Annotated in this window: 15 protein-coding genes; 9 read left to right on the forward strand and 6 right to left on the reverse strand. The window is 61.1% G+C overall.

Going from position 1 to position 17,640, the window contains the following annotated elements; genetic code table 11:
- Positions 1-325: 325 nt before the first annotated feature.
- The gene (locus WH50_RS24675; RefSeq protein WP_110190012.1) at positions 326-1,729 is read right to left on the reverse strand and encodes an 8-oxoguanine deaminase; all 1,404 of its coding nucleotides are present in this window, start codon (positions 1,727-1,729) and stop codon (positions 326-328) included.
- Positions 1,730-1,981: 252 nt separating this feature from the next.
- Complete coding sequence (locus WH50_RS24680; protein WP_104151879.1) at positions 1,982-2,473, reverse strand: universal stress protein; 492 nt, start codon at positions 2,471-2,473, stop codon at positions 1,982-1,984.
- Positions 2,474-2,688: 215 nt separating this feature from the next.
- Between WH50_RS24680 and WH50_RS24685 the strand changes: the two genes are divergently transcribed.
- Positions 2,689-3,612 (forward strand): AraC family transcriptional regulator, encoded by a 924-nt coding sequence (locus tag WH50_RS24685; RefSeq protein WP_110190014.1) that lies wholly within the window; start codon positions 2,689-2,691, stop codon positions 3,610-3,612.
- Here WH50_RS24685 and WH50_RS24690 read toward each other — a convergent pair.
- A complete protein-coding gene (locus tag WH50_RS24690) occupies positions 3,587-4,357 on the reverse strand; it encodes an AraC family transcriptional regulator (RefSeq protein WP_110190015.1) in 771 nt (256 codons plus the stop codon). The two genes, WH50_RS24685 and WH50_RS24690, sit on opposite strands and share 26 nt — an antisense overlap.
- A gap of 96 nt (positions 4,358-4,453) precedes the next feature.
- Between WH50_RS24690 and WH50_RS24695 the strand changes: the two genes are divergently transcribed.
- The 7 genes from WH50_RS24695 to WH50_RS24725 all read left to right on the forward strand — a co-directional run bounded on the left by WH50_RS24695 (position 4,454) and on the right by WH50_RS24725 (position 13,601).
- Positions 4,454-5,275, forward strand: a complete 822-nt coding sequence (locus WH50_RS24695; RefSeq protein ID WP_110190017.1) for an inositol monophosphatase family protein — start codon at positions 4,454-4,456, stop codon at positions 5,273-5,275.
- A 191-nt stretch (positions 5,276-5,466) separates the two neighbouring features.
- On the forward strand, positions 5,467-7,035 hold the full coding sequence (locus WH50_RS24700) for an ABC transporter substrate-binding protein (RefSeq protein WP_243410268.1): 1,569 nt from the start codon (positions 5,467-5,469) through the stop codon (positions 7,033-7,035).
- A 3-nt stretch (positions 7,036-7,038) separates the two neighbouring features.
- Entirely contained in the window at positions 7,039-7,992 is a 954-nt protein-coding gene (locus tag WH50_RS24705) for an ABC transporter permease (RefSeq protein ID WP_110190021.1), read from the forward strand.
- On the forward strand, positions 7,989-8,843 hold the full coding sequence (locus WH50_RS24710; protein ID WP_110190023.1) for an ABC transporter permease: 855 nt from the start codon (positions 7,989-7,991) through the stop codon (positions 8,841-8,843). The genes WH50_RS24705 and WH50_RS24710 overlap by 4 nt, the downstream gene beginning before the upstream one ends.
- Entirely contained in the window at positions 8,840-10,291 is a 1,452-nt protein-coding gene (locus WH50_RS24715; protein WP_110190025.1) for an ABC transporter ATP-binding protein, read from the forward strand. The genes WH50_RS24710 and WH50_RS24715 overlap by 4 nt, the downstream gene beginning before the upstream one ends.
- Positions 10,292-10,555: 264 nt before the next feature.
- A complete protein-coding gene (locus WH50_RS24720) occupies positions 10,556-12,547 on the forward strand; it encodes a methyl-accepting chemotaxis protein (protein ID WP_110190027.1) in 1,992 nt (663 codons plus the stop codon).
- A 139-nt stretch (positions 12,548-12,686) separates the two neighbouring features.
- Complete coding sequence (locus WH50_RS24725; RefSeq protein ID WP_110190029.1) at positions 12,687-13,601, forward strand: glutaminase; 915 nt, start codon at positions 12,687-12,689, stop codon at positions 13,599-13,601.
- Positions 13,602-13,666: 65 nt separating this feature from the next.
- Here WH50_RS24725 and WH50_RS24730 read toward each other — a convergent pair whose 3' ends face one another.
- Complete coding sequence (locus WH50_RS24730; RefSeq protein WP_110190031.1) at positions 13,667-14,962, reverse strand: nitrate regulatory protein; 1,296 nt, start codon at positions 14,960-14,962, stop codon at positions 13,667-13,669.
- Between the two features lie 154 nt (positions 14,963-15,116).
- The gene (locus WH50_RS24735; protein ID WP_110190033.1) at positions 15,117-16,637 is read right to left on the reverse strand and encodes a TrkH family potassium uptake protein; all 1,521 of its coding nucleotides are present in this window, start codon (positions 16,635-16,637) and stop codon (positions 15,117-15,119) included.
- A gap of 405 nt (positions 16,638-17,042) precedes the next feature.
- Between WH50_RS24735 and WH50_RS24740 the strand changes: the two genes are divergently transcribed.
- Complete coding sequence (locus WH50_RS24740; protein WP_104151891.1) at positions 17,043-17,393, forward strand: DMT family protein; 351 nt, start codon at positions 17,043-17,045, stop codon at positions 17,391-17,393.
- Positions 17,394-17,417: 24 nt separating this feature from the next.
- Here the strand turns inward: WH50_RS24740 and WH50_RS26710 are convergent.
- A partial coding sequence (locus tag WH50_RS26710; protein WP_207780475.1) for a hypothetical protein occupies positions 17,418-17,640 on the reverse strand: 223 nt, incomplete at its 5' end.

Raw genomic sequence — 17,640 nt, forward strand, 5'->3', positions numbered from 1 at the left:
TTTTACCTGATACAGATGTGCAGCGTGTGGCTGCCCTCTCTCAGGGAGAGAGGGACGTGTGTAGCGCCTGCGTGTCGGCTTAACAGGTCGTTGAAAATCTATCTGTGTTGCCGAATACCGCGTCAAAAACAGGCTCACAGCCAAAGGCTGAACGTGCTTTAGCACGGCCCCGAAGGGGCGAGCGGAGCGAGTCAAATGCTCATTTAGTTTACTAAACTCCGCTTTTTCGCCTGTTTCTTCCTTGTCTCGGCTGCCTCGATAACGTTTTTCAACAGCCTGTTAAGACAAAGCGGGCCGTACTGGCCCGCTTTGTATTTCTGCCTGATCAGCTGGCCTGTGCGATCAGCCGCGCCTGCTGCTGATGACGCTGACGCAGAGCCGTTACATCCAGATCCAGCAGTTGCCCCTGCTGCACTCGCCACTGACCGCCGACCATGACCGCATCGGCCTGCTGGGCACCACAGATCACCAGTGCGGCTAGCGGATCATGAGCACCGGAGAAGCGCAGCTCATCCAGGGTGAAACAGGCCACATCCGCCTGCTTGCCTGCCGCCAGTTCGCCAATGTCATCCCGCCCCAGCACCCGCGCGCTGCCCTGTGTGGCCCAGCGCAAGGCATCCAGATGGGTTACTTCATCGGCCTGATAACGCAGGCGGTTGATCAGTAGCGCCTGTCGCACTTCGGCGATCATATTGGAGCCGTCGTTAGAGGCGGAGCCATCCACCGCCAGACCGACATGGACACCGGCAGCTTCCAGTTCCCGCGTGCGGCAGATGCCCGAGGCCAGAATCATGTTGGAGCTGGGGCAGTGGGCAATGCCCATCCGCTGTCGTCCCAGTTCCTGCACTTCTTCATCATTGAAATGAATGCCATGGGCCAGCCAGACGTCTTCGCCCAGCCAGTCGACCGAGGCCAGATAGTCCAGCGGCCGCTTGCCGAGGGTGCGCAGGCAGAAGGCATCTTCGTCCAGTGTTTCGGCCAGATGAGTATGCAACCGCACACCGTACTGGCGGGCCAGCGCGGCGCTGTCTTTCATCAGCTGCGGGGTGACGGAAAACGGCGAGCAGGGCGCCAGCGCAATCTGTACCTGACTGCCCGCGCCGTGCTGGTGATAGCGCTTAATCACCCGTTCGCTGTCGGCAAGAATGGTGTCTTCATCCTGCACCGTGGTTTGCGGCGGCAGGCCGCCCTGTTCCTGACCGAGGCTCATGGAGCCGCGCGTCAGCATCAGGCGGGCGCCGAGACTGCTGGCAGCGTCCACCTGAATATCGATGGCTTCGGTCAGCGCCTGCGGGAACAGGTAATGATGATCGGCCACGGTGGTGCAGCCCGACAGCAGCAGTTCGGCAATGCCGAGCTGGGTGGCGGCGTGCAGCATCTGCGGCTGGAGCCGTGCCCAGACCGGATAGAGGGTCTGCAGCCAGGGAAACAGGCGTTTGTTCAGGGCCGGCGGGAAGGCGCGGGTAAGGGTCTGGTACAGATGGTGATGGGTGTTGATCAGCCCCGGCAGCAGCACGTGACGGCGGGCATCCCAGATCTGATCGACTGGCCCGGTTGGCTGGCTGTCGGCGGCAATCAGTTCGACGATGGTGCTGCCCTGTACCACCAGACCGCCGCGGGCGTCCTGCTGATTACCGGTAAAAATCGCCAGCGGCTGCTTCAGCCACAGTCGCGGAGCAGTGGAAGTTGATGATGATTGGCAAGAACGGGAAGACGGGGTTGTCGTCATGGGTCACCTCAAGCAACAGGTAACCGGAACATGCACGAAGTTGGCCATGTACCGGTTACGTTGATGCAGCGACGCAAGGCATCGCTGCAAACCTGTACATGGCAGTGACTAGAGTCTTGAGCAGCGCTAATTGGCTACCCGTCGCTCTCAGGTGGAGTATTCACCCGGCGTGTTAATCTGCCAGCGGTCGTCACCTTAGCAGCTGACGACCGGGCTCACAACCCCGCGGGCTGGCGCGCGAGCGCCTGAACCTCAGTTCGGGTCCAGCGGTGCGATCAGCACGGGGCGCTTGCTCCGCTGCAGCACTTTCTGGGCGCTGGAGCCGAGGAACAGCTTGGTCAGGTTGGAGTGGGTACGGGTACCCATAACAATCAGGTCGGCGTTGATATGGTCAGCCACGTAGAGGATTTCCTCTTCGACATTACCCACAGCAATACGGGCTTCCGGCTTGCCTTTGGGGAAGGTGAAGTCGGCGGGCAATTCGTCCTGACAGAAGGCTTCGATACGTTTGACCATGGTGGCTTTCAGCTCGGTCACGCCGGCTTCTTTCAGCTCCTTGTACATTTCTGCCGACAGGTAGTTGGAGATGACGTTCTCCGCAGTGTTGTTCATCGGCTCGATCACGTGGAGGAAGGTGATGCTGGCGTTGTTCTGCGCTGCCAGTTTGACGGCCAGACGAAAGGCGGGACGTGAGTTGGTACCGAGGTCTGACGCGTAAAGGATGGTGTTGATTTCCGGTAACATGGCTGGTGCTCCTGAATGGTGGCAGGATGTGCTCTGCCGGTCTTGGTCGGAATCATTATCCGTCTTACTGCCGCTATGAAGTGTAGACGTATATCAAGGTTTGGATATTTATCTGTCAGCGCTGCAACACTGGTCGACAGAGATGAAACAGCACTTTGGGTCAGGTTCGCGGGCGGTATCCGCCCTATGCTGAGCGTTATTGCAACGAGGTGCCGATGAGTCACAACCCGCTAGCCTGCCCGCCGCGTTTCCGCCGTTTGCTGCGCTATATCGATGAGCATCTGCAGAGCGAGCTGAGCATTGACCAGCTGAGTGAGGTGGCATGCTGTTCGCGCTTTCATTTTCAGCGCCAGTTCGCGGCGTGGATGGGGCTGAGCGTCGGCGAGTACGTGCGTTTGTGCCGCCTGAAGCGGGCATCCCTGCAGCTGGCCTTCCGTCAGCTGCCGGTCACCTCTGTTGCGCTGGACTGCGGTTATCAGGCTCCCGAGTCATTCAGCCGGGCCTTTACCCGGCTGACCGGGCAGGCACCGCGGCAGTTCAGGCTGCAGCCGGACTGGCCAGGCTGGGCCAGCCATTTTGACCCCTTGAGCAGGCACAGGAGCAGGCAGATGAAGCCCTTATTGACGATAGAGCAGGTGGACGTGGTGGAGGTGCCAGCGATCTGGCTGGCGGTACTGGAGCATCACGGCGACCCGCGTCTGCTGGGGGATTCGATACGGCGTTTTATCCGCTGGCGTCAGCAGCATGGGCTGTCACCGCAGCGCCACGCGACCTATAACCTGTTCTACAACGACCCCGAGCAGACGCCGGCAGCAGAATTCCGGCTGGATATTGCGGTGGCCGTACCGCAACCCGTCAGCGACAGCGCGGCGGGCATCACCAGCAAGTTGCTGCAGGGCGGACGCTGCGCACGCTTGCGCCATGTGGGCAGTGATGATGGCCTTGGCGCGGCGATGCAGTTTCTCTATGGCCAGTGGCTGGTGCAGAGTGGCGAGAGCCTGCGTGACTTTCCGCTGTACTGCCAGCGCCTGCGTTTCTTTCCCGATGTGGCAGAACATGAGGCGGAGCTGGATCTCTATCTGCCACTGGCACCCCTGGCAACGGAACAGCAGGCTAGCCCCGGTATTGCGTCGGGGTGACACCGAAGTGACGGCGGAAGGTACTGATAAAGTTGCTGATGCTGTCATAACCCACTTCCAGCGCGATGGCGGTCACACTCTGGCCTTCCATCAGCAGCTGCACCGCACGGGTCATCCGTGCCTGAGTGCGCCACTCCACCAGTGATAAGCCGGTTTCACTGCGAAAATGACGGCTGAGGCCACGTTCTGACAGGCCACAGTAACTGGCCCACTCGGCCAGCGAACGTTTGTCGGCCGGCTCTGCCATCAGCTGATATGCCATCCGGTACAGGCCGGGGTGGCTCGGCATCGGCAGGCACATGGGGTCGGTGCGCGCCGCCAGCAGTTCATCCAGCAGCACCGCCATCAGGCGCTGCTGCGCCGGGGTCAGCTCATGAGAGCTGCTTTCGCCATAGTGATACCAGCCGTTGATGCGCTGGATCAGCGCCTGAGTCAGCTCCGTCACCACAAAGACCGCAGGCTGCTCGGGAAAGGCATGGCACAGGTCCGGGCGCAGGTAGGCCATCCAGGCGTTGACCGCATGCTGAGTGCGGGCGGAGTGCACCACGCCCGGCGGAATCCAGCAGATGCGCCCTTGCGGCAGGGTCCAGTGGCGACCGTTCAGTTCGGTGATGACAATACCCTCAAAAATCGCCCAGATCTGTCCTTCGGTATGACAGTGAGGATGGACTTCGGTGTCTTCGCTCAGGCTGTGGGTATAGACCTGAATCGGCTGGCCTTCGACGGTTTTGGGCTGGGTATACATGGTTGGCCTGATTTGATTATTGAATGGCCAAATGATGTTATCCCGCCAGTTTCAAAAGCGCCATCATAGGCTGCCGTCGTTTGCCAGGAGCCTGTCATGACCATTCATCTTTCTGCTGACCTGTTCCAGTCCCGCCATTCCGTCCTCGACAGCCTCGGGGTCAGCCCCTTCCGTTGCGAGTCGCTGCTGCGTGAGATCACCGATCAGCTGTACTGGGAGATCAGTCGCCGCCGCCTGCAGGGCGGTATTGCCGGGCGTCTGCCCTATTGCCAGAGCAAGCAGCAGTGGGCCGCCAAGGTGATGCAGGCCAGCCTGACCCAGGCGTTCGGCCCCATTGCCTGGGTTGATGCCGAGGGTGCCAGCGACGGCGAGCCACCCCGAACCTACTGGTACTATCAGGCCATCGAAGGGCTGGAGTACTTCAGCCAGTCGATGCCCATGTGGTCCGCCTCGCTGGTACTGGTGCATCAGGGCCAGACGATACTGGCGCTGGTGTACGATCCCGCCGCACAGGAAATGTTTTCGGCAGTGCGGGAAGAGGGGGCCTTCTGCAGCCATGAGCAGTTGCAGATCGGTGACAAGACGCAGCTGGCTGACGCGGTAGTGGCGACCTGTCTGCCTGAACAGCTGATGCTGCTGGACACCGCCCTGCAGGGCGTGGCCGAACTGGCGCCCGCTGTGCACCGCCTGCGGATGATGGCCTCAACTTCCCTGCAGCTGGCGTATGTGGCCTGCGGTCGTCTGGATGGCTACTGGCAGCATACCGGCAGCTACAACCCCTGCCGTGCCGGTGCCCTGCTGGTGGAAGAAGCCACGGGCTATGTCAGCTATCTGCACCGTCAGGGACAGGCGTTACTGGTGGCCAGCAACAGGGCGCTGTCGCCGCTGTTCAATGCCCTGCTGGGCTGGTCCTGCTGAGGTCGGGGGGTAAAGTCTTATCAGGACGGTACGGTGGATGCGCTGCGGTATCCACCCTTTGCGGGAGGGGGAACTCCTTCCCGCAGTCATGCCTTATCCCCTGCATTTTGCGTGCACATTGTTGACTTCATAACAGCAAACGATAATCATGCGCGATTTGTTATGTCATAACATGTCTTAAGGAGCGCATTGTGAATCGGCAACACATCAAACAGGGAAGTCAAAGTTCAGGGGTTAATCTCAGGGTCAGGTCGGTCATGCTGGCGGCGGCACTGTTCGGCAGCATGCTGACGCCGGTGTCGGCCAGAACGCTGAACGTGGTGGGGCCGTGGGAGATGACCGGGGTTGAAGCGAGCCAGTCCGGCTATGTATTCACCCGCATGCAGGTTGCAGAAACCCTGACCGCTGCAGACAGTCAGGGGCATATCGTGCCGCAGCTGGCCACCGCGTGGCAGGTCAGTGAGGACGGGCTGCGCTGGCAGTTCCAGCTGCGCGAGGGGGTGAGTTTCCATGATGGCACGCCGCTGACCGCCGATATTGTCGCTGCCGAACTGCAGCGTGCCCATCAGGGCGCCGGGGTGCTCAAACAGGTGCCCGTCAAAGCCATTCGTGCCGAAGGTTCACAGCTGGTGATTGAACTGGAACGGGTCTTTGCGCCGCTGCCAGCCTTTCTTGCCAATTACAGCACCCTGATTCTGGCGCCGTCTTCCTATACCGCGGAGGGCAAGGTCAGCCAGATCATCGCCACTGGCCCCTATCAGATCCAGACCATGACTCTGCCGCTCAAGCTGGAGCTCAAGCGCAATGAGCACTGGTGGGGAGGCAAGGTGGCCATCGACAGTGCCAGTTATCTGGCGGTAGGCAAGGGCGAAACCCGGGCGCTGATGGCACAGAGCGGCGAGGCCGATCTGGTGTTTTCGCTGCTGCCGGTGTCCGTGGCGGCCCTGAGCCGTGATCCGCGCCTGCATACCGAAGTGGTGACCCTGCCGCGTACCCGCATGCTCAAGCTTAATGCCGGTTCCGCCCTGTTCAGTGATGTGCGGGTGCGTCAGGCGCTGAGTCTGGCGCTGGACCGTCAGGGCATGGCCAGAGCGATTCTGCGTAACGATAAGGTCGCTGCCAATCAGCTGTTTTCCCCGGCTATGGGCGCCTGGCACGACAGCCAGCTGGCTCCCATCCCGCGTGATCTGGACAAGGCCCGCGCGCTGCTGGCTGAGGCGGGCTGGCAGGCGGGGGCAGACGGCATCCTGCAGAAAGACGGCCAGCCTTTTCAGGTGAAGCTGCTGACTTACTCCAACCTGCCGGAACTGCCGGTGCTGGCCACGGCGATTCAGGCGCAGCTGCGCGAGGTCGGCATCGCGGTCGAGGTGGCGGTAGGTAACAGCTCGGAGATTGTCAGCCAGCATCGTGATGGTGTGCTGCAGATGGCGCTGTTTGCCCGCAACTTCTCACTGGTGCCCAATCCCCTCGGCACCCTGCTGCAGGATTACGGCCCCGAAGGAGGTGACTGGGGCGCGATGGGCTGGAGCGATGCACAGATGCAGAGCAGCCTGCAGCAACTGCAAGTGATCACCGACGCCGCCCGGCAGGCACCGCTGCAACAGCAGATCAACCAGACCCTGCAGCAACAACTGCCGGTGATTCCGGTGGCCTGGTCTGAGCTGGCGGTGGCCGCCAGCCGCCAGCTGGAAGGCGTACAGGTTGACCCTTACGAGCTGAGTTATCACCTGACCAGCCTGCGCTGGAAGAGTGAGGAATAACCCATGCTCAGGTCTTCACTCTGGGGCACGGTGCTGCTGGGCCGTGCCCTGCAGGCGGTGCTGGTCAGCCTGCTGGTGGGTTCCCTGTGTTTTGCTTTGATGCACAGCCTGCCCGGTGATCCGGCCATGCGTATCGCTGCCGGACGCTATGGCCCTGATGCCATGAGTCTGCAGGCGGCAGAGTCGGTACGGCAGGAACTGGGGCTGGAGCAGCCCTTGTTGCAGCAATACGGGCGGGCGCTGTGGCAACTGGCGCAGTTCGATCTGGGTCATTCGCTGGTGACGGGACGCCCGATCCTTGAGGAGCTGCAGGTGCAGCTGGGCCATTCGCTATGGTTGGCGCTGGCCAGTCTGCTGCTGTCATTGCTGGGGATTCCCCTTGGCATTATCGCCGGTGCCCGTGCCGGGGGCTGGCTGGATCGTGGCAGTCAGGCGCTGGCCATCGGCGTGCGGGCGCTGCCGCCTTTTGTGCTGGGGCTGCTGCTGATGTGGCTGTTCAGTATCCAGCTTGGCTGGTTGCCGCCTGCTGGCTTTGGCAGCTGGCAGCACCTGCTTTTACCTGCGCTGACCCTGGCACTGGGGCTGGCCGCCCTGTCCTGCCGGGTCAGCCGCGATGCCATGGCGGAAGTGCAGCAGTCAGCCTATTTCACCTTTGCCCGTCACAAGGGGCTGCGCGGGCTGACGCTGATACAGCGCCATGGCCTGCGCAATGCGGCTATTCCGGTGGTGGCCTACCTCGGTGTGCAGGCGGTCTATCTGATTGAAGGCGTGGTGGTGGTCGAGTCGATCTTCGCTTATCCCGGTATCGGTCATGCCATGGTGCACGCCATCATCGCCCGTGATGTGCCGATGGTGCAGGGCACGGTGCTGACGCTGGGGTTGCTGTTTGTGCTGATCAATCTGCTGATTGATGCCGCCTGCCGCTGGATTGACCCCCGTCAGGGAGGTACGCGATGAATTCCACGGTGGTGACGTCACCCACAACGGATATCCACGCCGCACTGGCGCAGGCCGCCAGGCCCCAGCCGAGCCGATGGGCGCAGCGACTGGGCTGGGGCCTGTTGCTGGTGGTGAGTGGCTTTGCGCTGCTCGGTCCCTGGCTGATCAGTGCTGACCCGGACCGGCAGGATCTGCTCAATGCGCTCGCCCCCTTCGGTGGCCATGACTGGCTGGGCACAGACCCCTATGGTCGCAGCATGCTGGCCCGGCTGGCGCATGGGGCGCAGCTGTCGTTTCTGCTGGCACTGCTGACGACGCTGATGGCCGTGGTGCCCGGCGTCCTGCTCGGCATCGTGGCGGCCTGGCGCGGTGGCTGGCTGGAAAAAGCGCTGGTGGCACTGGCCGATATGATCATGGCGCTGCCCGGCCTGCTGCTGGTGCTGCTGGTGATCGCCTTCGCGCCCGGTCACTTTATCCCGCTGTGTCTGGGCCTAGCACTGGCATTGTGGGTGGAGTTTTTCCGTATCAGCCGCGCCCGCAGTGCGGTGATCCTGCAGCAGCCCTATATCGAAGCCACCCGCATGCTCGGTTTCGGCCCCGGTTATATCCTGCGCCGTCTGCTGTTACCGGCGCTGGCGCCGACGCTGCTGACTCTCGCCAGCTTTGCCATGAGTACCGCCATCATCGGTATTTCCACCCTCAGTGCCATCAGTGTCGGGGTCCGGCCACCGACGGCGGAGCTGGGCAGCATGATCGTCGAATTGCTGCCCTATTACGCGGAGGCTCCGGCACTGGTGCTGCTACCCTCGCTGCTGATTTTCCTGCTGGTGCTGGCGCTGCAACTGATCAGCGGAGGGCGCAAATCATGAGCCTGTCACTGCGTATCGAACATCTCTCCATTCGTGCCGGGCTGACCTTGCTGGTGCGGGATATCAGTCTGACCCTGACGGCCGGAACGCCGCTGACCCTGCTGGGCGAATCCGGCTCCGGTAAGTCGCTGGTGATGCACGCCATTATGGGCAGCCTGCCTGACGGGTTGCAGGCCCACGGCCAGATCTGGCTGCAGCTGCCGGGCCAGCCGGCACAGGAGCTGTTGCGTTTGCCGGCAGCGCAGCGGCAGGCGCTGTGGGGGCGAACGCTGGCGCTGTTGCCGCAGGAGCCCTGGCTGGCGCTGGACCCGACCATGACCGTGCGCCAGCAGGTGCAGGAAGTCCATCAGCAGGTACGTGGCCTGAGCGCGGCGCAGGCACGTCAGCAGGCGCTGGATAACCTGCAGAACGTGGCGCTGCATGACGCGGTTGTATCGCAGCCACCGGTGGCGGAGCGTTATCCGTTCCAGCTGTCTGGCGGTATGTGCCAGCGGGTCGCCATTGCCATGGCGGATGCCGCAGGTGGTCAGGTCCTGCTGGCCGATGAGCCGACCAAGGGGCTGGATGAAGCACTGCGCGACAGCGTGGCACAACAGCTGCTGCGTGAGGCGGCAGGGCAGCGACTGCTGCTGACCATCACCCATGATCTGCAGCTGGCCCAGCAGCTGGGCGGAGTGATCGGTGTGATGCGTGGCGGAGAGCTGCTGGAAGTGACGCAGGCGCAACAGCTGCTACAGCAGCCACGCCACGACTACAGCCGGCGTCTGCTGCAGGCTGATCCGGGCCGCTGGCCGGTTCGTCAACCGTCATGGACTGATACTGGCGGGCAGCTGCTGGAGGGGCGCGGGCTGAGTAAATACATGGGTGGCCGCTGCCTGTTCAGTGGGCTGCATCTGCGCCTGCAGCCGGGGCAGATCACCGCCATCACCGGCCCCAGCGGCTGCGGCAAAACCACGCTGGGTAATATCCTGCTGGGGTTGCTGCCTGCGGATCAGGGGCAGGTGATCCGTACGTCGGGGCTGACGTCATTGCAGCTGCAAAAGCTCTATCAGGATCCGCCGTCGGCTTTTGCTCCTCATCTCACCCTGGCGCAGGGGTTTAACGACCTGCAGCGCCGTCATGGCTTCAGTGACAAGGAACTGGCGGTGTTGCTGGAGCGACTGGGGTTGCATCCTTCTCTGCTGCAGCGTCTGCCTGCGGCCATTTCCGGCGGTGAGCTGCAGCGTATGGCACTGGCCCGGGCGCTGCTGCTCAAACCCCGGCTGCTGCTGGCGGATGAGGCCACCTCGCGCCTTGATCCTGTCAGTCAGCAACAGGTGATGCTGCTGCTGGGTGATCTCTGTGCCGAGCAGGGGCTGGCGCTGTTGCTGGTCAGCCATGATCAGGCACTGGTCGCACGGATGGCCGATCAGGTGGTCAGTCTGGAGGCGCATGGGGTAACGGCATAACACGGCTGTGGGCAATGGCGACTCTCCCGGTTATTGCCCACGCCTCTTTCTTCAGGGCTTACCGCTGTGTGTAGGGCGAGGTGTGGCGTGATATTTGCCTTATATCAACGATCACGCCAAATGCCCGGCCAATGGCCCTCATTGGCAGTACATCCCGACATTCTGGACTAGTCTGAAACAGGTCTGGTGTTGGTGATCGGGGTAGCGCTGCCTGTCTGCGCCCCTGTCCGCCTCTTTACCCCGTCTGCAGAAGGAGAGCCGTAGATGAAGCCCATGCTGATGATTCGCCATCAGATCACTCTGACCCTGGCCGCCATTATTGTGCTGGCCATGCTGGTGATCTGGGCGGTAGTGGAAGTGAAGGTCAAACCTGATCTGATCAACGAGCGGCAGCATCAGCTCACCCTGAGTCAGGCCAGTCTGAGTGAGTTGTTCAGCGCCAGACTGGAGAAAATTCAGCTGCTGGCCAGCACGCTGGCGCAGGAGGGCAGCTCACTGCCCCGCGATGAGGCACTGTTCAAACAGGTCTTCCCGGCGGTGATTGATAACCATGGCGATAAAAGCATCGCCGGTGGGGGTATCTGGCCGGAACCCAATGGCTTTACTCAGGGTGTGGAGCGGCGCAGCTTCTTCTGGGGACGCTCGGCCAGTGGTATGGACTATCTGGACGACTACAACGATCCCAAGGGCAGCGGTTACCACAACGAAAGCTGGTATCAGGTCGGCAAGAGCGGCAAGGCCAATCACTGCAGCTGGTCGGATGCCTATGTGGATCCCTTTACCAAGACACCGATGATCACCTGTACCGTGCCGATGCAGAAGGACGGCAAGTTCACCGGCGTTGCCACCGTCGACATGATGCTGGACGGCATCACCGCGCTGCTGCAACGCATTGGCGACGAGAATGGCGGCTATATGTTTGCCATGGATGCCAGTGGCCAGATGATCAGCTTCCCCAAACAGGTGGCCAATGTGGTCAAGGCGGATAACTCAATGATGTCGGGCAAAGAGCTGAGTGCCCAGCTGCCCTGGCTGGCTGCGGTAATGCAAACCGCAGCCACCTTGCAGGGCCAGCGCAATATGGCTCTGCCGGATGACGGCGTGCTCGACGGTGATGCCTACGTCAGCCTGATCAGGCAGCCCGATACTGGCTGGACACTGGGGCTGGTGGTGCCTGAAACCCGTATGACGGATATCGCCAGCAGCATGGGGCGTTTCCTGATGCTGGCAGTGGGCGTGCTGCTGGTGCTGGTCGGCATGCTGGCGGTGCTGTTCTTCAACCGCATTCTAGCCGGGGTCAATCAGACCACTAGGCAGATCAATGAGCTGGTGGAAGGGGCGCACTCACAGGAGCTGAGTGTCGGCAAGCTCAATGAGCTGGGCCTGCTGCGCCAGTCGGTCAACGCCTACGGCTACAAGCTCAAGCAGCTGCTGGAGAAAATTTACGAAGAGTCGGCCTATCTGCTGCGTGATGCCGAGAGCCTCAAGCACTTCAGCCGCGACTTCCTCGGCAAGGCCTCCAGCCTCAGTGACGAGAACCATACGCTGGCAGCGGCGACCGAAGAGTTCGGCGCGACCGCGCAGGATGTGGCGAACTATGCCGCTGAAACCCGCTCAACCGTCGAGCGTATCCATCAGGATGTGCTGACCAGTGGCCGCGAAATGGAAGCGGTGATCGCCACCATGCGGGTGCTGACCGAGGTCATGACCGCGGCGCAGAACAATATCATCAAGCTCGATGAAGACAGCCGACAGGCCCACGGCATGCTGAATGTGATTCGGGGTATCTCCGAGCAGACCAACCTGCTGGCGCTCAATGCGGCCATTGAAGCGGCGCGTGCCGGGGAGTCCGGTCGCGGTTTTGCGGTGGTGGCTGACGAGGTGCGTAATCTGGCGGCCAAGAGCGAAAGCTCGGCCATTGAGATCGAGCAGGTGCTGGGCCGCCTGCAGACCGCCTCGAAAGAGTCGGTGGCATCCATGGAGCAGGGCCGTAGCGAGACCGATAACGCCATGGGCAAGGTCGAGTCCACCGCGGCGCATCTGCGTCATGTGGTGGAAGCGTTTGGTGATATTACCCATCAGGCTACGCAGATTTCGGTGGCTGCCAGCGAGCAGCAGAAGGTCTCCGACAGTCTCAGCCAGTTCGTCAGCCGTCTGCGCGAACTGACCAGCGGCAATGCCGACGACTCCAGCCAGCTCAGTAGCATGAGCGAGCAGATTGATGCCATCGCCCGTCGGCTGAATGCGTTGAAGTAAGGCACCACGGCCTGCGCATTTCTTGGTAAAGACCGACAGGCTCCTAGGCATTCCTCTCCCGGCGTGTTTTGATATTCGCCCCGACCTGGCCGACAGAGCCGGGCGGGCGTCAACCCGTCAACTGAGATAACGATAAGAGATGGAATATCCCGAACTTCTGGAAGAAATCTTCCATGCGGTGCAGCCCTACGTCGGTAAGGGCAAGGTCGCCGACTATATCCCTGCGCTGGCACAGATTCCGGCCGACAAGTTCGGCATGTCGCTGTGCCTGATGGATGGCCGTGAGTATGTGATCGGCGACGCCGATGAGCCGTTCTCCATCCAGAGCGTGTCCAAGGTGTTCAGCCTGGTGCTGGCCCTGAACCGCCTCGGTTCTCAGGTGTGGGAGCGGGTGGGCAAGGAGCCGTCAGGCAACGCCTTCAACTCGCTGGTGCAGCTGGAGTACGAAAACGGTATCCCGCGTAATCCCTTTATCAACGCCGGGGCGCTGGTGGTCACGGACTGGCTGCTGGGCTGCAGCGTCGATCCGACGATTGAGCTGCTGGCATGGCTGCGCGAGGCGACCAGTAATCCCGGTATTCATGTGGATCTGGAAGTGGCGGATTCGGAGTGGGAACACCGTGACCGCAATGCGGCGCTGACCCACTTTATGAAAAGCTGCGGCAATATCCACAGCTCGGTCGACCGGGTGCTGCGCACCTACTTCGAGCACTGCTCCATTGCCATGAGCTGCCGTGATCTGGCCCGTGCCGGGTTGCTGCTGGCCGGTCATGGCAAGTCGCCGCGCTGCTCCGACCGTTTCCTGACCCGCAGTCAGGCCAAGGAAGTCAATGCCCTGATGCTGACCTGTGGCACCTATGATGCCGCGGGTGATTTTGCTTTCCGCGTTGGCCTGCCCGGCAAGAGTGGGGTCGGTGGCGGGATTCTGGCGATTATCCCCAACCTGATGAGTATTGCCGTCTGGAGCCCGGCGCTGGATGCCAAAGGTAACTCCATGGCCGGGGTGGAAGCGCTGGAGCGCTTTACTACGCTAACCGGTATCTCGGTGTTCTAGCATCTGTCCTGAGTATTGAAACCAGCAAGGGCCGCGGCGGCTGCCCTTGCTGCTCTGGCAGATGGCTAGGCCCGTGCAGTGCGGGCGCCATTCTTCACCCTTTCCGCCGCGGCGATCAGCCGTTGTGCTACATCCACCATGCGTACCCCGCCATCCATCGCCGAGCGCTGCATTTTGGCGTGGGCTTCGTTTTCACTGAGGCCGGATTCGCTCATCAGCAGATGCTTGGCGCGGTCGATCAGTTTGCGTTCATTGAGGCTGGCGCGGGCTTCGGTCAGTTCATCATTGGCCTGCTGCAGCTGGCGGGTCTGCAGTTGCAGCAGATCGAGAATGGAGCGGGAGACCTGGGTCGGCATCACATCCTGCGGCTGCGGGGTGATGTCGCCATCCTGCACATTGAACAGCCGCGCCTGCTCCAGCGGCAGATGCTGTTCGGCCAGCTGACCGAGCAGACGACGGTGGCTGCTGACCTCATCGCGGATCTCCCTGATGCTGTTCTTGCACTGCTCCTGCAGCTGCTGCGTCAGGTATTGCTCCAGCGCCTGCATGGCATTGATGCGCTGGGTCTGCATTTCAAACCAGAATTCACAGAGGCCGGTGTCGACACTGGCGGCGGGGTGGGTATTGGCGGCAATCTTGCGGAAGCCCTCAGTCTGGGCCTGCACCTCATTGGTGCAAATGACCTGCCAGCGTGCCTTGGCATCGTCCGAGGCGTAGCGCAGAAACACTTCAAAGCTGCGTTCCTGATTGTCGATCAGGCTTTGCATGCGCTGCTTGTGCTCGTCATCGAAATAGCCGTGGGCAAACCCGGCGACACCGGTGGCGCGTTCCTGTCCGGCCAGCTCTTTGCCCTGCATGAAGTTGAACAGTGCCACCAGCGAGCGGGTAATCTCCGGGTCGGCGGCGCTGTCAGCGGCTTCAAACACCACGGCCAGCAGACCACCAATCAGTTGGGTAAAGGCTGCCGTGGCATCACGGGCACTGATCTGATGGTCGCGGATACGGCGGCGCAGGCTGCCCAGTGACTCCATGCTGTAGAACACATGGGCGATGCGGATATACAGACGACCGCGTTCGGCTGAGCCGACGGCATCCAGATCCATCAGCTCAAAGCCATTACGGACAATGCGCTCCAGCGCGTCGCCTTCTTCACTGAACTGATCCAGTTCGGTGCGGTAGTGGGTGGCGTTGCGGCCCAGATAGATATTGGAGTAGCCCCTTTCCTTCTGCAGGGCATGCACCAGCTGGGCGATATTGGAAACCAGTTTGCAGGTATGGACCAGCTCCTCCAGCCCCTGCAGGTCACAGCGTCGTGCTGCCAGCATAAAGCGCAGCGCGGCAGGCATATTTCGTTCAGCCATGGTGTTTCTTGGTGTCATCGCAGCTATCGGTAGCACAGCTGCTGCAAGATACAGTCCAGAGCGGAGGGGGAGCGGGTTTCAGGGCAGGAGCAGCAGAGAAGTGTGGCAGGATCGACGGCGTCGCGCTGATCCTGCCACCGGAACAGATTCCGGTTTACCAGCGCCAGGCGTTGGGGATCAGCAGCACCAGCACGGTGAGGATTTCCAGACGGCCCATCAGCATGCCAAAGGCCAGCAGCCATTTGGCGCCGTCGGGCAGGCTGGCAAAGTTACCTGCCGGGCCGATGATGTCGCCGATGCCGGGGCCAACGTTGGATACCGCGGTAGCGGCGCCGCTGAGGCTGGTCAGTACGTCCAGCCCCATGGTGGTCAGCGCCAGACCGATCAGGGCGACAGTCAGGCAGTAGAAGAAGGCAAAGGCGATGATGGCGCGCAGCACTTCATCACTGACGGTGCGGCCGTTGTAACGCTGTTCACGGATCGCACGAGGGTGCAGCAGCTGATGCAGCTGGCCCATCAGGGCGCGGGTGCACAGCTGGAAGCGGAACATCTTGATGCCACCGCTGGTGGAACCGGAGCAGCCGCCCATAAAGGTCAGGAAGAAGAAGGTCAGCACCGCGAAAGCACCCCACTGGGTGTAGTCGGTGTAGGCAAAGCCGGTGGTGGTGACCACTGAAATGACGTTAAAGGTGGTGTAGCGGAACGCCTCTTCCCAGCTCATGTAGGCATAGGCCGGTTGCAGCTTCAGCCATATCGCCAGAATGACAATCACAAACAGCAGGAAGCGCAGCAGGCCCTTGACCTGATCATCCTGCCAGATCGGCTTGTTGGTACGCTTGAAGATGCGTCCATAGAGTGCCAGTGGCAGGGCCGACAGCAGCATGAAGAAGGAACCCGCCCAGGCCAGGAACGGCTGGGTGAAGTGGGCAAAGGAGTCGTCGTAATTGCCGAAACCGCCGGTGGATACGGTCGCCAGCGCATGCACCAGCGCATCGAAGAAGCGCATGCCGCCGATCCAGAAGGTCAGCAGGCAGAGCAGGGTAATGCTGCCGTACACCTTGCCGATGCTGGCCGCCAGGGCACGGGCATTGGGCAGGTGGTTATCGGAGCGGTCGGAGGATTCGGTCTGGAACAGTTTCATCCCGCCGACCCGCAGAAACGGCAGGATCGCCATTGCCATGACGATGATCCCGATCCCCCCCATCCACTGCAGCAGGCCGCGCCACAGCAGCATGCCGTGCGACAGTGTGGGCAGATTGGACAGCACCGTGGAGCCGGTGGTGGTGATGCCGGAAACCGTCTCGAAGATGGCGTCGGTCAGTGACAGATGCAGGCGCGAGAACATGAAGGGCAGGGCGCCGAAGAAACTCAGCACCAGCCAGCTCAGTACTGTCAGCAGGAACAGATGGCGGGCACGCAAATGCATACGGGCGCCGTAGCCAAGACCGAGCATGGTCAGGCCGCTGCAGAGGGCAAGGATAAAGGACAGAGCAAAGGCGCCGCGGTCGCTGTCACCTTCGAAGATCAGCAGCAGCCAGGGCGGCAGCATGAACAGTGACAGGAAGCAGGTAATGGCACCAAGTACGAAGCCGAGGGCACGCAGACGTGACAGGGTCTTGGTCAGGGGGCGTTCCGGTCCATAGGACTCCGTGTAGGAGTAGGAGTTCTGATCCATGGCTTAGGGTTTCATTGTTGGGTTAGCAGGGTAGCGCTGGGCCGCATAAGGGGTATTTCCACCTGGAGTCGTACATTTTTTATCCCTATTCTCTGCAGTGCATCTGCAGTCGGCTACCAAGTGTAAGTAAAAAATCGGCCGCACTCTGAGTATCGCGATCAAGCTATTCCATAAACGCCGCCTTGCGTCAGTGAACTGGCAGGCATTTGCAGAGTACTGGCGGGAAAAACCGTTATCGCCTGTGCCGCTGTCAGTCTGGCTGGCAGCAGTGGCAGGGCTTGTTCCACGCCGTATTGGCAGCAGTATAATCAGCTCCGCCGCTGGAAAGTGAAAAATTTGCGAATTGCCCGACCTCTCGGTTCGCTGTCCTGCGGAATCCTCACGCCCTTCCCTCTGGAGCCTCAATTGAATCCCTACTGGATGACCGGCCTGTTGCTGGTGTGCAGCAACGTATTTATGACTTTTGCCTGGTATGCCCACCTGAAGAATCTGGCGCAGAAGCCGTGGCTGATTGCCGCGCTGCTGAGCTGGGGTATTGCCCTGTTTGAATATATGTTCCAGGTGCCCGCCAACCGCATTGGCCATTCGGTGATGAGTGTGGGTCAGCTGAAAATCATGCAGGAAGTGATCACCCTGATGGTGTTTGTGCCTTTCTCCGTGTTCTATCTGAAAGAAAAACTGACCCTCGATTATCTGTGGGCCGGGTTGTGCATTCTCGGTGCCGTGTTCTTTATCTTTCGCTCCAAACTGGCCTGAAAGGCCAGTGCGGAGCCCGGATCGTTAAACTGCTCTAACAGGTCGTTGAAAATCTATCTGCGTTGCCGAATACCGCGTCAAAAACAGGCTCACAGCCGAAGGCTGAACGTGTTTTAGCACGGCCCCGAAGGGGCGAGCAAAGCGAGTCAAATGCTCATTTAGTCCACTAAACTCCGCTTTTTCGCCTGTTTCTTGTGCCCTCGGGGTATTTCCTTGTCTCGGCTGCCTCGATAGCGTTTTTCCACAG

The organism is Pokkaliibacter plantistimulans (assembly GCF_003194385.1).
In the GTDB taxonomy this organism is placed as follows: Bacteria; Pseudomonadota; Gammaproteobacteria; order Pseudomonadales; family Balneatricaceae; genus Pokkaliibacter; species Pokkaliibacter plantistimulans.

Excerpts from the sequence above, each read along its gene's own strand:
- WH50_RS24675 (WP_110190012.1), bottom strand. The coding sequence starts at position 1,729 with ATGACGACAACCCCGTCTTCCCGTTCTTGCCAATCATCATCAACTTCC.
- WH50_RS24680 (WP_104151879.1), bottom strand. The coding sequence starts at position 2,473 with ATGTTACCGGAAATCAACACCATCCTTTACGCGTCAGACCTCGGTACC.
- WH50_RS24685 (WP_110190014.1), top strand. The coding sequence starts at position 2,689 with ATGAGTCACAACCCGCTAGCCTGCCCGCCGCGTTTCCGCCGTTTGCTG.
- WH50_RS24690 (WP_110190015.1), bottom strand. The coding sequence starts at position 4,357 with ATGTATACCCAGCCCAAAACCGTCGAAGGCCAGCCGATTCAGGTCTAT.
- WH50_RS24695 (WP_110190017.1), top strand. The coding sequence starts at position 4,454 with ATGACCATTCATCTTTCTGCTGACCTGTTCCAGTCCCGCCATTCCGTC.
- WH50_RS24705 (WP_110190021.1), top strand. The coding sequence starts at position 7,039 with ATGCTCAGGTCTTCACTCTGGGGCACGGTGCTGCTGGGCCGTGCCCTG.
- WH50_RS24710 (WP_110190023.1), top strand. The coding sequence starts at position 7,989 with ATGAATTCCACGGTGGTGACGTCACCCACAACGGATATCCACGCCGCA.
- WH50_RS24715 (WP_110190025.1), top strand. The coding sequence starts at position 8,840 with ATGAGCCTGTCACTGCGTATCGAACATCTCTCCATTCGTGCCGGGCTG.
- WH50_RS24720 (WP_110190027.1), top strand. The coding sequence starts at position 10,556 with ATGAAGCCCATGCTGATGATTCGCCATCAGATCACTCTGACCCTGGCC.
- WH50_RS24725 (WP_110190029.1), top strand. The coding sequence starts at position 12,687 with ATGGAATATCCCGAACTTCTGGAAGAAATCTTCCATGCGGTGCAGCCC.
- WH50_RS24730 (WP_110190031.1), bottom strand. The coding sequence starts at position 14,962 with ATGGCTGAACGAAATATGCCTGCCGCGCTGCGCTTTATGCTGGCAGCA.
- WH50_RS24735 (WP_110190033.1), bottom strand. The coding sequence starts at position 16,637 with ATGGATCAGAACTCCTACTCCTACACGGAGTCCTATGGACCGGAACGC.